Source organism: Adlercreutzia equolifaciens (assembly GCF_029076695.1).
GTDB classification, from domain to species: domain Bacteria; phylum Actinomycetota; class Coriobacteriia; order Coriobacteriales; family Eggerthellaceae; genus Adlercreutzia; species Adlercreutzia equolifaciens_A.
Genome location: NZ_JARFIK010000001.1, coordinates 1422983 through 1437106 on the forward strand (window position 1 = coordinate 1422983; position 14124 = coordinate 1437106).

A 14124-nucleotide genomic window follows, 5' to 3' on the forward strand; every position below is an offset into this window, starting at 1 on the left:
ATCCAAAAGGTATTTCTGTTCGCAGAACAAACCCGATCCTCCCACAGAGAGCTCCTGCCCGATCCAGCCTTTCCGCGACAGTGCCCCAACCAACGCGAAAAGTGCCGCGGCAAAGCCGGTCGGTTGTTTGTGGTGCGGGTCATTACAAAGGAGAGGAATATGACGAGAGAACTCAAGTCGATGGACGGCAACAATGCGGCGGCGCATGTCTCCTATGCGTTTACCGAGGTAGCGGGCATTTACCCCATTACCCCTTCCAGCCCCATGGCCGACTTCGTCGACATCTGGGCTTCCCAGGGCCGCAAGAACATCTTCGGCACCACGGTCAAAGTGTGCGAGATGCAGTCCGAGGGCGGCGCCGCCGGTGCCGTGCACGGCTCGCTGGCCACTGGCGCGCTGACCACCACCTACACGGCAAGCCAGGGCTTGCTCCTCATGATTCCCAACATGTACAAGATTGCCGCCGAGCAGCTGCCCAGCGTCTTCCACGTGTCCGCCCGTACGGTGTCCACCCAGGCGCTCAACATCTTCGGCGATCACTCCGACGTCATGGCCTGCCGTCAAACCGGCTTCGCCATGCTGGCCGAGGGCAATGTGCAGGAGGTCATGGACCTTTCGGCCGTGGCCCATTTGGCCGCCATCAAGGGCCGCGTTCCCTTCCTCAACTTCTTCGACGGTTTCCGTACCTCCCATGAGGTGCAGAAGATTGCCGTCTGGGATTACGAGGATCTGGCCGACATGTGCGACATGGACGCCGTGCGCGCCTTCCGCGAGCATTCGCTGAACCCCGAGCGTCCCGCCATGCGCGGCTCCCACGAGAACGGCGACATCTTCTTCCAGCACCGCGAGGCCTGCAACTCCCTTTACGACGATCTGCCGGCCGTGGTGGAGGAGTACATGCAGAAGGTGAACGAGAAGCTGGGCACCAACTACCAGCTGTTCAACTACTATGGTGCCGAAGACGCCGACCGCGTCATTGTGGCCATGGGCTCGTTCTGCGACGTGGCCGAGGAGGTCATCGACTACCTGAACGCCCAGGGCGAGAAGGTGGGTCTGGTGAAGGTTCGCCTGTACCGTCCCTTCGTGACCAGCAAGTTCGTGGAGGCGCTGCCGGCCACAGTGAAGAAGATTGCCGTCATGGACCGCACCAAGGAGCCCGGCTCCATCGGTGAGCCGCTGTACATGGATGTGGTGAACGCCCTGGCCGTCGAGGGCCGCACAGGCATCACCGTCACTGGCGGTCGCTACGGCCTGGGTTCGAAGGACACTCCGCCGTCTTCCGTGTTCGCCATCTACACCGAGCTGGAGAAGGACGAGCCTCGTCGCCAGTTCACCATCGGCATTGTGGACGACGTTACGAACCTGTCTCTGCCCGAGGTGCCGGCTCCCAACACGGCGGCGCCGGGCACTATCGAGTGCAAGTTCTGGGGTCTGGGCGGCGACGGTACCGTGGGCGCCAATAAGAACTCCATCAAGATCATCGGCGACCATACCGACAAGTACGTGCAGGCCTATTTCCAGTACGACTCGAAGAAGACCGGTGGCGTCACTATTTCGCACCTGCGCTTCGGTGACAGCCCCATCCGCAGCCCCTACTATGTGAACAAGGCCGACTTCGTGGCCTGCCACAACCCCTCTTACGTCACCAAGGGATTCCCCATTGTGCGCGACGTGAAGCCGGGCGGCTCCTTCCTCATCAACTGCCAGTGGACCCCCGAGGAGCTTGAGCAGCACCTGTCCGCCGAGGCCAAGCGCTACATTGCGGAAAACGATATCAAGCTGTACCTCATCAACGCCATCGACCTGGCCATCGAGCTGGGCATGGGCAAGCGCACCAACACCATCCTGCAGTCGGCTTTCTTCACCCTGGCCAAGGTCATGCCCCAGGAAGAGGCCATCCAGTACATGAAGGATGCCGCCACGAAGTCCTACGCCAAGAAGGGCCAGGACATCGTCGACATGAACCACAAGGCCATCGACGCCGGCGCCACCGCCTTCGTGCGCGTCGAGGTGCCCGAGTCCTGGAAGACGGCCGAGGCTGCGCCGAAGGACGTGACCATCGAGGGTCGCCCCGAGACGGTGAAGCTGGTCACCGAGGTCATGGAGCCGGTGTCCCGCATGGACGGCGACGCGCTGCCCGTTTCCGCCTTCGTGGGTTACGAGGACGGCCAGTTCCCGCTGGGCGCCTCGGCCTACGAGAAGCGCGGTGTGGCCGTGTCGGTGCCCGAGTGGAACCCCGACACCTGCATCGAGTGCAACCAGTGCGCCTTTGTGTGCCCCCATGCCACCATTCGTCCTTTCGCTCTTACCGACGCCGAGGTGGCGGCGGCTCCGGCCAACATCAAGACCATTCCGGTCAAGGGCAAGGTGGGTGCCGATATGCAGTACGCACTGGCCGTCTCGCCGCTCGACTGCATGGGTTGCGGCCTGTGCGTCATCCAGTGCCCCACTGACTCGCTGACCATGATGCCCATCGCCGACGAGCTCGATCAGCAGCCGGTGTTCAACTACTGCGTGAACGAGGTATCCCGCAAGCCCGAGCTTGAGGGCACGTCGGTGAAGGCCAGCCAGTTCAAGCGCCCGCTGCTCGAGTTCTCGGGCTCCTGCGCCGGCTGCGCCCAGACGTCCTATGCCCGCCTGATCACCCAGCTGTTCGGCGATCGCATGTACATCGCCAACGCCACGGGCTGTTCCTCCATCTGGGGCGGTCCGGCGGCCACCAGCCCCTACACGGTGAATGCCGATGGTCATGGCCCGGCGTGGAGCAACTCGCTGTTCGAGGACAACGCCGAGCACGGCATGGGTATGCTGCTGGGCTACGAGGCCGTCCAGGACAAGGTGGTTGTGGACTCCGAGGCCCTCATCGAGTGCGGCGGCGCTGCCGGTGAGCTGGCCGACGCGGCTCGTGCTTGGCTGGAGGCCCGCGAGGATGCCGAGGCTTCCAAGACGGCTTCTGCGGCCTATATCGAGGCGCTGACGGCCGCAGCTGCGGGCACCGGCGAGGTGGCCGAGCTTGCCCAGGGCATCCTCGACAATAAGGAGTACCTGACCAAGAAGTCCGTCTGGATCTTCGGCGGCGACGGCTGGGCCTACGACATCGGCTACGGCGGTCTCGATCACGTGCTGGCTTCCGGCAAGGACGTCAACATCTTCGTGTTCGACACCGAGGTGTACTCCAACACCGGCGGCCAGGCCTCCAAGGCCTCGAACCTGGGCCAGGTGGCTCAGTTCGCCGCCGCAGGCAAGGACATCAAGAAGAAGAGCCTGTCCGAGATTGCCATGACCTACGGCTATGTGTACGTGGCCCAGGTGGCCATGGGTGCCAACCTCAACCAGACCATCAAGGCCATCGTTGAGGCCGAGGCCTATCCCGGTCCCTCGCTCATCATCGGCTACAGCCCCTGCGAGATGCACTCCATCAAGGGCGGCATGACCAACTGCCAGACCGAGATGAAGAAGGCGGTGGACTGCGGTTACTGGAACCTGCTGCGCTTCAATCCCGAGGGTGCCCCGGGCAAGAAGCTCATTCTGGACTCCAAGGAGCCCGTGGAAGGCGAGTACCAGGACTTCCTCATGAACGAGGCCCGCTACAGCCGTCTGACCCGCGAGTTCCCCGAGCGCGCCGGCGAGCTGTTCGCCGAGAACGAGCAGGTCGCCATGGACCGCTACGCGCACCTGGTGAAGCTGAAGGACCTCTACGGCCAGGAGTAAGCTACTGCCTGTTCCGTAAGCCTCGGCGCAAGCGCTATCTGCAAAAAAAGAAAGGAGCCTTGGGGCTCCTTTCTTTTTTGCGTTGGCTCTGGCAGAAGACTTGTTCCGCCGACCAGCTACAAAAATTTCCTGAAATCCCTTCGGAGACGTTTGTTATGCAAGCAGCGCTCGGCTCGGTAATCTTTTGGACAGGGAAAAGAACGACCGAAGGAGGGTTCCCATGAAGAAGAATGCTGTCAACGAATCCGCTGTTGAAACGACCAGCGAGGAGAGCCTGACCGGCCAGGGCATGTCCCGCCGCTCCTTCCTGGGCTTGGGTGCTTTGGGTGCTGCCACCCTGGGTGCCCTAGGACTTGCTGGTTGCGCGCCCCAGGCGCCGAGCGCGGGCAACGATGGTACCAGCACCGATACGGCTCCTGCTGCCGAGGAGCTGCCTGCGGCCGATGCCGAGGAAAGCTGTGATGTGGTTGTGGTGGGCCTTGGCACCAGCGGCCTGGTGGCAGCTTCGGCGGCCGCCAAGGAGGGTGCGAAAGTGATTGGCCTCGACCGTGCAACGTCTATGGCTGGCACGAATGCCTCTATGGTATCGGGCGTGTGGGCCATCGAGTCGAGCCCTGAGCTGGAATACGATAACCACCTGACCGTTAAGGACATGTTCGACTTCATCTGGACGGGTACCCACTACCAGACCAATGCGCCGCTGCTGCGTAATGTTCTTCCGGCATCGGGTAAGGGCATCGATCTCATGATCGAGGGCGGCGTGCCTTTCATGTTCGCTTTCGAGGGCGCCGACGAGAACACTCTCATGCTGAATCGTGGCGGTCATATCTATGCCACCAGCGGAGCCGAGCGCGCCGAGGCCCTGCAGGGAATGCTCGACAAGTTTGGTGTCGATTCTCGCTGGGACGCCAACGTCACGAATCTACTTATTGAAGATGGCCGGGTCACTGGTGCGCGCTACGAGAATGGCGGAAAGACCACCGACGTGAAGGCGCGCAACGTTATCGTGGCCACGGGCGGTTTTATCCAGAACGAGGACATGCTGCGCGAATATTACTCCGGCGCCCTTATGTACGGCACGGGCAACCAGTACAACGACGGTGCTGGCATCAAGCTGGCCCAGTCGGCCGGTGCCCAGATGGGCAAGAACTTCAGTACCTCCATCAACGAGTCGGGCGCCTGCAACATGAAGTCCTCGGCGCGCTTCGTCAGCCTGGAGGACTGCAATGCCACCCCCGTGTTCAGTCTGCCGCTGTTCGGTGGCCTGATGGTGAACAAGCATGGCATGCGCTTCATGGACGAGGGTACCATGGCCAAGCACACCATGTACTGCGGCGAGCCGCTGCTGCGCGAAGGCGTGTACTATATGGTCATCGACGACGGCCTGATCAGCGAGCTGGCCACCACGCCGGTTATGGATTTCATTTCAGAGGATGCCTTCGGCAACATGGCTCCCGGGGTGCAGATGGGCTTTATGGATAAGACGCTGACGGCGCTACCCGACATGGTGCAGCAGGGTATCGATGAGGGCTGGATCTGGAAGGCCGATACCGCCGAGGCGCTGGCTGAGGCCACGGGGCTGGCCAATCTGCCCGAGACGCTGGCTGCCTATAACGAATACTGCAAAAACGGCGTCGATGAGGAGATGTTCAAGGAGCAGCAGTTCTTGCGTGCCGTAGACAATGGCGCGCTGTATGCGGTGGAGCTTGACATTGCCGCATGGGTAACCCTCGGCGGCATCAAAACCGATGGCTTCTGCCGTGCGGTTAATGCTGATGCCGACGTTATCCCCGGCCTGTTCGTGGCGGGCGTCGACGGCGACTTCTGGGCGGTACCCTATTTCGAGGGTGGCTCCTGTCAGGGCTTCTGCGTGGGCTCGGGCTATTTGGCTGGCGTGACGGCGGCTCAGGCCTAGCGTCACACCCACAACTCTACCTCCCCCTCCCTGGGACGGATGCCCTTTGCGGCGTCCGTCCCGTTCGCGTTGCAAAGGCTGCGCGGAGACGAGGGGTGAAGTATGATAGAGAAACCCACAGGGAGGGGAACCTATGGACTTACGGCAAATTGAGTATTTTCACCTGGTCGCTCGAGCGGGATCGTTTTCGGCGGCGGCTAAGAGTGCTTACGTGACCCAGCAGACGTTGTCGGCTTCGGTGGCCTCGCTTGAGCAAGAGTGGGGGATTCCGCTGTTCAATCGTCGGCGCCAGGGCGTCGAATTGACGGCGTTCGGTGAGGCGATGCTGCCTGCCTGCGAGCATCTGCTGGAGGAGGCAGCGTCTCTGGGCGGCCTGGTAGATCGGTATCGAGAATCGGTGGCTCAGACGGCCACCTTCGCCTATGCCTCGGCCAGCTTACAACAGCAGGGCGAAGGCTTCACGTTGGAGGGTCTGGCGCGTTTTCGCGCCGATCATGCCGATGCGGACCTGCGAGTGTTTGAGCTGACGAGCGACGCATGTCTGTCAGCGTTAGCTCAGGGCGAGGTTGATTTGGCTTTTGTGGTAGGTGAGCCCGATCCGGCACAGTTCTCCTTTACCAAGCTGGTCGATGCTCATTTGCTGGTGGCGTTGCCAGCCGATCATCCCTTGGCGTTGAAGGAGGCTATCAGCTTTCGCGATTTGGCGGGAGTGCCCATCTTTCCCACGCCTGATCTGAAAGAGACGTATCACCGCATTGTGGCCGGCTTCGAGCGCTACGGCCTGAAGCCCAACTACGTGCCGCTGCCCTTCAGTTTGGAAAACGCCCAGCGTTTTGTGCGTAACGGGGAAGGAGTGGATTTCTCTCCCGAGCATAACGCCGACGAGCCGCCCGAGGGCATCGTCTACCGGCCGCTTACGCCCGAGGACGCTTTCACGCTGCCCTTGGGCTTGGCTGAGAAGCGGGGTGTGCCCCAAAGCCCCCTCATGGCAGAGCTCAAGGAATTCATCCTGGCGAGATAGGTAATTACTGGTGATGGTGTGTTGGAGCTCGGGCGCAAATTCGGTCGAAGGGAGAAGGGCCTGAGTGGTTAGATGAGCTACCGCTATTGAGAAAAAAACAGGGGGGCGACCCGTGCGGATCGCCCCCCTGTTTTGCAGGCAGTAAACTATCCCTGCATCAGCTCCCGCTGCTTGAGCGCTTCTTCTTCAAGGCGCTCCACAGTCCACAGTTTGATAAGAGCCTGTCGAGTGACTCCGACGCGATCCGCCTGGTTGTCAAGGTTCTTGACAACCCATTCAGGATAATCGACATTCACTCGTCGGATTTCCTCGCCTTGCGCAGGATGAACGATGGTGGTCACATCGATGTACTCGGTGATATCCTGTTCGTCATCCACGAGCTGGTCAAATTCTTCAGCGGTTATTTGCTTTGTCATAAATGCTCACTTCCTTCGCCGTTGCCCTTCTGATCGAGATGATGCGCGTGCGACTTCCTCGGTAAGTTGATAAAGAGAATTGGTATAATTACTATACCAAAATATGAATAGAATTAGAATAGGCTAGCCTTTACAGACCAGCATAGCGGACGAGCTGCCGAAGGCGTTTCTTCAGAAACGAACTAGGAAAAAGTTTTTGGCAGGTTGATTCAAAAAAGAGCCCCTTGGCCCGTGAGAGGCCAAGGGGCTCAAAAGTTCAGCGATCGAGAATTCTGATCTTCCTTAGGCTCCCGCTGCTTCCAGATCGATGTCCAACGCGGGGGAGGGGCGGGCGGCGGTTGCGGCGTGATCCGCCAGGGCCTTGCGGAGGCGCAGCACAACGTAGGCGCCTGTTACCACTGAATAGACGGCTACGCTGAGCACCGCAACGCTGTTGCCGGCAGCGGCGCTGGGGGCAAGAAGCAGCAGCAGGTGCACATAGATAAGCAGGTAGAAGGGGTAGGCAAGCTTTTGGATACGCTTCCAGACGGCAGCAGTCATGCCGTGCTTGACTACCTGGAACGAGGTAATGCCCAGCACTGCCATAAGCACGGTAATAACGGCGGCCAAGCTCAGCGAGAACACAAGGTTGGCATTGAAGGCGCCCGAAAGTCGCATGAGATAGGATGAGCCGTAAAACACAATATGGCCCACGGCGAAAATGCACGCCAGGATGGAAAGCTGGCGGCGGATGGGCATCAGATGGGTGCGCAGGCGGGACTTCTCGTCAAGCACGCCCACAAACATGACCACGCTGAACAGAAGGAAAGCCAGGGCGCAGCGTTGCATGAGCGGCTGGAAGTAGCCCCACAGTTCGTTGTGCGCGTTGGCCTGGATGCCCCAGAAGTAAACACCGACCAGTGCAATGGCGCCCACGTAGAACGGCACCGGATGCTTCTTCAGTGGCTTGGCGCAGAGATACACCAGAGCAAGCGAAAGGGCAAGAGCGATAGCGAACCGCATAAAGGCTCCTCTTCGTTCATGATGATCGGTTTCTCTGAGTACCCTAGCACAGAACTTGCCCCGAGTACCACCCAATTCTGTGCACAGAAGCCTCTACCCTTACCACCTGGTAATCTTGCTTACTCAAATACCAACGGGGTTACCGTCGTGGTATCTTGTTGCCTGATTTGCTGCTTCTTATAGTGGGGAATGTGGAAAGCGGGAAGGCGAAGAGAGGGCTTCCCGCCCGAAGGATTAAGAAGTAGGGGGATGCCATGAGCAAATCTCGCATGATGCCCGTCCAGTCCGGCCTGACGCGCCGCGGCTTTTTGAAGGGAAGCGCGGCCGGTGCGCTGGCAGCGGGCTCGCTGTCGTCGCTGGCGGCCTGCGCGCCGCAGACGTCGGGCGACAGCTTGGCTGAAACAGGGGAGAAGGCCCCTGTCGATGAGGGAACGTGGATTGCCGCGGCCTGCTGGGACAACTGCGGAGGCCGCTGCGTGAATCGCGTGCTGGTGCGCGACGGCGAGATTGTCCGTCAGGGCAGCGAGACGTCCCATGAGGACAGCTTCGGCTGGCTGCAGCAGCGCGGTTGCCCCCGCGGTCGCGCCCGCGCCCAGCAGGTGTTCGGCGAAGATCGCGTGAAGTACCCCATGAAGCGCAAGAACTGGCAGCCCGGCGGCGGCGAGAACGCCCATGGGGAACTGCGCGGCAAGGACGAGTGGGAGCAGATCACCTGGGAAGAGGCCATTGACTACATTGCCCAGGAGGCCGAGCGCATCTATGGCACCTACGGACCCACGGCAGTTATCGGCACGAAGGCTCTCGCCGTGGGAAAGATCCTTCACCAGTTGGGCGGTCATGTGTCGCTTTCCGACACCAGCTCTATCGGCACCTATGCTTTCAATATTGGCGCTTTGGGATTGGCCTCCTCGGATTTGGGTTTTCTGAACGATCGCTACGACAACAAGAACGCCGAGACCATTGTGATCATGGGCGGCAACCCGGCCTGGTCGTCGGGCGGCTCCACCATGAACAACTTCAACGAGGCGAAGGACGCCGGCGTGCAGTTCGTGTACGTAGGCCCCTCCTACAATGCCACGGCAGCGTACTTCGAGGCCCGGTGGGTGCCGGTGCTTCCCGGAACTGACACGGCCTTCATGCTGGGCGTATGCTACGAGATGATTGCCGCCGATGTGGTGGACTATGACTTCCTCGACAAGTGCTGCGTCGGTTTCGACGACGACCATATGCCCGGCGATGCCGCTTCGAAGGAGAGCTTCCGCGGCTATCTGATGGGCGACTACGACGGTACCCCTAAGACGGCCGAATGGGCCAGCCCCCTGTGCGGTACCTCGCCGGAGGATATTCGCTGGTTCGCCGAGACTATCGGCAAGGACCACGCGGTCATGCTCATGCACAACTACGCCCTTGCCCGCTGCGCGTCGGCCGATAACGTGCCCCAGCTGTTCATGACCATGGGAGCCATGGGCGGCCACATGGGCAAATCGGGCCATGCCTGCGGCGGCGCCTACAAGACCTACGCCGGCGCCGGCGGTCCCGAGCTGGTGAGCTTCGGCGATACGGGCCTGCCCGGTACGTCGAATCCGCTGAAGGACACCATGCCCGAGCCGCTGATGTGGCAGTGCATTCTGGAGGGCCGCTATAACAGCACGGGCCTTGCCTACGGCACCGAGTTCAACGCCGAGGACATCAAGGAAGCCGACTTCAAGTGGCTCAACATCGAGGGTCGCAATACCTTGCAGACAGCCGTGGGCACCACGGACGCCATGGAGGCGCTGCAGAAGCTCGACCTGGTCACCGATCTGGCCTACAGCTTCGATTCGAGCGCCCGCTATGCCGACATCGTGCTGCCCTGCGCCACCGAGTGGGAGCGGGTCGGAGGCTTCGCCGGCCACCAGCGCTCCCGTGAGACCGTGGTAGTGTACTCCCAGGTAACGGAGCCTTTGTGGGAGGCCAAGACCGAGTTCGAGATTGGCCGCATGCTGGCCGCGCGGCTGGGCATGAACCCGGACGAGCTGTGGCCCATCAGCGAGAAGCAGGCCTTTTTCAACCAGATTGCCGGCTGCACCTACGTGGACACGACGGGCGCCTCGCAGCCGCTGGTGACCATCACCGACGAGGATATTGCTTCGTGGGGCGTTGAGGGCGCAGCCCAAAAGGGCGATATTGCCCTGGCCGACTTCCTGGAGGCCGGCTGCTACACCATCAAGCGCGAAGAAGGCGATGCCTACTCCTATATCGGCTACGAGGACTTCGTGGCCGATCCCGAGGCCAACCCGCTGCCCAGCGCCTCGGGCAAGTTCGAGATCTACTGCCAGTACAAGGCCGATACGCTGAACGCCATGGGCTACAGCCCTGAGGGCGCGTTCAAACCCTATCCCACCTATGTGGAGGCGCCGGAAGGTCGCGAGGGCATGTTCGCCGACCGTAAGATCGGCGGCGAGGCCAGCGAGTATCCCTTCATCGTGTACAACCCGCACTACCTGCGCCGCGCCCACGGCGTCTTCGATGGGGTGGGCTGGCTGCGCGAGGCTTGGGTCAACCCGGTGTTCCTCAATGCCTCCGATGCGGCGGCCAAGGGTGTGGCCGACGGTGACACGGTGCGCGTCTTCAGCGCTCACGGGGCGACGCTGCGCACGGCCTCGGTGAGCGAGATCATCATGCCCGGCTGCGTGGGCCTGCCCCACGGGGCCTGGGTGAACTACGACGAGGACGAGGGCATCGATCGTGCGGGCACCGACAACGTGCTGTGCGGTTCGGTCACCAGCGGTATGGGCACATCAGGCTACAACAACTACAACTGCAACTTCGAGAAATACGAGGGCGAGGCGCTGGTGCCGGACTGCGAACTGCCGCAGCGTGTCGTCGAGCTGGTTTAAGGGGGAGCGATCATGACGCAAATTGGTTTCTACTACGATCAGACGCGCTGCGCCGGTTGCAAGACCTGCCAGGTGGCCTGCAAGGACAAAAACCGCCTGGGCGTGGGCCCGGTGCTGCGCAAGGTGACGAGCCGCCAGACCGGCGCCTATCCGGCCCCGAAGATGTACCATGTGTCGGCTTCCTGCAACCACTGCGAGATGCCTGCCTGTATGGCGAAGTGCCCGACGGGGGCCATCGACAAGAACGAGGACGGTGCCGTGGTGCGCGACGCCGAGGCCTGCATCGGGTGCTCCTCTTGCGTGAACGCCTGTCCCTACGGGCATCCGCAGATCGACGAGGTGACGGGCCTGTCGGTCAAATGCGACAGCTGCGCCGAATGGCGCGAGGCGGGCTATCTGCCGGCCTGTGTGGAGGCCTGCCCCTACCGCGCCCTCGATTTCGGCGATGTGGAGGAGCTGGCGGCGAAGTACGGTGCCGATCTGGTAACCATCCTGCCGGTGCTTGGCGAGGACACGACGGGTTCGCACACGCTCATCAAGGCACGCTCCGTGGCCTTGGAGGACGAGGGAGTACCCATCATTCTCTAGCAGACCCTCCCATTCAGTGGAGCCGCAGGCCCTCTTCGGGCTTGCGGCTCGCTGTGGTTTCGGGGTACGCTGACAGGGTGTCACAAAGAATCGAGGATGGGTTAAGGAGGCATGCATGGGGAAGAAGGGGGCGCGACGGGCACGACCCTTGGTGGTTCGCTATATTGCGCTGATGACGGCGGTGGCCGTGGTGCTGATTGCCCTGTTCGGCGTGATGTCCTACCACGAGCAATCGCGCCACATGGAGGAGCAGATGCTGGCCGAGGCACGGGTGCTGGAGAAGTCCGTGCGGGCCACGTGGGATTTCATTGACTTCGAGCAGCCCAATATCAACTACGACCGCGACGGCACCTACAACTTCAAGGGCCTGTACTGCTCGCTGGTGGGTAAATCGGTGGGCAAGCTGTTCACCATGAGCACCGACAATCAGTACGAGCTGCGCTACACGCGCTTGGATCCGCGCAATGCCCTCGATGCCCCCGACGGCTTCGAGCAGGCAGCCCTCGATGCGTTCTATAACGAAGGGGTAGCCGAGTACACGGGGTTTGTCGAAAACGAGGAGGGCAAGCGCGAGTACCGCTACGTGGGGGCCATCTATCTGACGGAGTCATGCTTGGAATGCCATGGCAGCCCTGCTGGAGAACTGGACGTGACGGGCTTTCCGAAAGAGGGTCTGGCCGTGGGCGACATCGGCGGTGCCGTGAGCATTAGCATGCCCACCGACCTTTACGAGGCGGGTATCAATCGCAACACCCTGCTCATTATCGGCTTCTTCGTACTGTTTCTGACGGTGACCTTCGGGGCAAGTTTGCTGTTCTTCCGCCGCCGGGTCACGGAGCCGCTGGACAATTTGGAGACGGCTGTGGCCGAGGTGGGACGAGGCAACTTCCAGGCGTCTTTGCCGCCCGAGGGCGGGGTGCGGGAGATCAACGACCTGACGGCCGGCGTCAAAGCCATGGCCGGCGAGCTGGATGCCCTTTACGCTACGCTTGAAGAGAAGGTTGATACGCGGACGCGGCTGTACCGCGAGGCCAACGAGATGCTCGAGGAGCAGCGGGCGGCCCTGGCACGTACCAACGAGCTGCTGGAGCAGTCCAACGACAAGCTGGCCCAGGAGAACGAGTACCGCACGAACATTGTGGCCATTTTGAGCCACGAGCTGCGCACGCCGCTCACCTCCATTCTGGCCTTCGTGGATCTATGGGAAACCTCGGGCGAACAGCACAGTCGCGAGAGCCGCGAGTGCTTCGATAAGATAAAGACCCAGAGCCAGGTGCTGCTGGAGATGGTCAACAACGTGCTCGATATGGTGCGCGTGGAGTCCGGCGTGCTCGAGATTGCCCGTGACCCCGTGGATATGGTCGACTTGGCGTCGACGGTGGTGGACGGGATAGCTCCCCTAGCGCAGAAGAAGGGCGTCGATGTGCAGTTCGCCGTGGCGTCGGAGGTGCCGCTGGTGCGCAGCGACTGGTCGCAGCTGGAGAAGATCCTGGGCAACCTGCTGAGCAACGCCGTCAAGTTCACTGACGCAGGCGGCCGGGTGGATTTCCGGACAGGGTTTGAACCGGAGACCGCGACCCTGGTGCTGACCGTGGCCGATACGGGCATCGGCATTGCCGAGGATCGCCTTGAGGGCATCTTCGACCGGTTCGTGCAGGCCGATGCGTCCATTTCGCGCAAGTACCGAGGCAGCGGTTTGGGGCTATCGCTGGTGAAGAAAACCGCCGAGGCCCTGGGCGGTACAGTGAGTGTCGAAAGCCGTGTGGGAGAGGGCAGCGTGTTCAGCGTGCGGATTCCCGTGGAAGTGCTCGAGGAGGAGAGCGATGAAGATTTTGATTGCCGATGACGAGCGCGATATCTGCGAGGCAGTGCGCAAGATTGTCGAGCGGGCGGGGCACACTTGTTTTGCGGTCTACGACGGTCTGCTGGCCTTGGAGGCCTTCGAGCGGGAGAACCCCGACCTGGTTATTCTCGATGTGATGATGCCCGAGGTGAACGGCTTCGATTTGTGCTGCGATTTGCGCGAGCGCGATGCCCAGGTGCCCATTATCATGCTTTCGGCGAAAAGCGATATCGTGGACAAGAGCGTTGGCTTTGCGGCCGGCTGTGACGACTACATTGCCAAGCCCTTCAACAGCCAGGAGCTGTCCATGCGCATTGAGGCGCAGTTGCGCCGCGTGCGCTTAGCTGCGGCCGATGAGCCGGTACGCCGCAACCGCTCTATTGTGCGCCTGGGCGATATGGAAGTACGGCTGAAGCGCAACGAAGTGCTGGTGCACGGCCAGTATGTGAATCTGACCCCCAAGGAGTTCCAGATCATTGCCTTTTTAGCCAACCACGTGGGCGAGGCCTTTTCCTCCCAGGATATCATCGCCAACGTTTGGGGCGAGGCCTACATGCCGGACTCGGGCAGCATTGCCGTTTTTGTGCGCAAGATTCGCAGCAAAATTGAGGACGATCCCTCGAAGCCGCGCTACCTGCAAACGGTATGGCGCGAGGGCTACCGCTTGGGCGACGAATCGATGATCGAGTCGGAGTAGGGCGCTGGTAGGGTGCATTGTGTCCGGCGGCGTCCTCGGGCTATCCCCGAGG

9 protein-coding genes are annotated in these 14124 nt (G+C 61.4%); 7 read left to right on the forward strand and 2 right to left on the reverse strand.

The window, feature by feature from the left end:
• The first annotated feature begins 159 nt into the window (after positions 1-159).
• From nifJ to PZH32_RS05785, 3 genes are all read left to right on the forward strand, one after another.
• A complete protein-coding gene (gene nifJ, locus PZH32_RS05775) occupies positions 160-3711 on the forward strand; it encodes a pyruvate:ferredoxin (flavodoxin) oxidoreductase (protein WP_275206800.1) in 3552 nt (1183 codons plus the stop codon).
• 220 nt (positions 3712-3931) lie between these two features.
• Positions 3932-5626 carry an FAD-binding protein gene (locus tag PZH32_RS05780; protein ID WP_275206801.1) on the forward strand — a complete coding sequence of 565 codons (1695 nt, stop codon included), beginning with the start codon at positions 3932-3934 and terminating at the stop codon, positions 5624-5626.
• 133 nt (positions 5627-5759) lie between these two features.
• The gene (locus PZH32_RS05785) at positions 5760-6647 is read left to right on the forward strand and encodes a LysR family transcriptional regulator (protein WP_275206802.1); all 888 of its coding nucleotides are present in this window, start codon (positions 5760-5762) and stop codon (positions 6645-6647) included.
• A gap of 146 nt (positions 6648-6793) precedes the next feature.
• On the opposite strand, the gene brnA is transcribed toward PZH32_RS05785, so the two are convergent.
• Together brnA and PZH32_RS05795 are read right to left on the reverse strand one after the other, a co-directional pair.
• Positions 6794-7063: a type II toxin-antitoxin system BrnA family antitoxin gene (gene brnA, locus PZH32_RS05790; protein WP_275206803.1), complete on the reverse strand. Its 270-nt coding sequence runs from the start codon at positions 7061-7063 to the stop codon at positions 6794-6796.
• 282 nt (positions 7064-7345) lie between these two features.
• A complete protein-coding gene (locus PZH32_RS05795; protein WP_275206804.1) occupies positions 7346-8065 on the reverse strand; it encodes a ferric reductase-like transmembrane domain-containing protein in 720 nt (239 codons plus the stop codon).
• A gap of 254 nt (positions 8066-8319) precedes the next feature.
• Here PZH32_RS05795 and PZH32_RS05800 point away from each other — a divergent pair, with 254 nt between their 5' ends.
• The 4 genes from PZH32_RS05800 to PZH32_RS05815 all read left to right on the forward strand — a co-directional run bounded on the left by PZH32_RS05800 (position 8320) and on the right by PZH32_RS05815 (position 14072).
• On the forward strand, positions 8320-10944 hold the full coding sequence (locus PZH32_RS05800; RefSeq protein WP_275206805.1) for a molybdopterin-dependent oxidoreductase: 2625 nt from the start codon (positions 8320-8322) through the stop codon (positions 10942-10944).
• A gap of 12 nt (positions 10945-10956) precedes the next feature.
• Positions 10957-11532 (forward strand): 4Fe-4S dicluster domain-containing protein, encoded by a 576-nt coding sequence (locus PZH32_RS05805; protein ID WP_275206807.1) that lies wholly within the window; start codon positions 10957-10959, stop codon positions 11530-11532.
• 115 nt (positions 11533-11647) lie between these two features.
• Positions 11648-13378, forward strand: a complete 1731-nt coding sequence (locus PZH32_RS05810) for an ATP-binding protein (protein ID WP_275206809.1) — start codon at positions 11648-11650, stop codon at positions 13376-13378.
• Positions 13356-14072, forward strand: coding sequence for a response regulator transcription factor (locus PZH32_RS05815; RefSeq protein ID WP_275206811.1), 717 nt, complete (start codon positions 13356-13358; stop codon positions 14070-14072). Before PZH32_RS05810 ends, PZH32_RS05815 begins: the two co-directional genes overlap by 23 nt.
• Positions 14073-14124 lie beyond the last annotated feature (52 nt).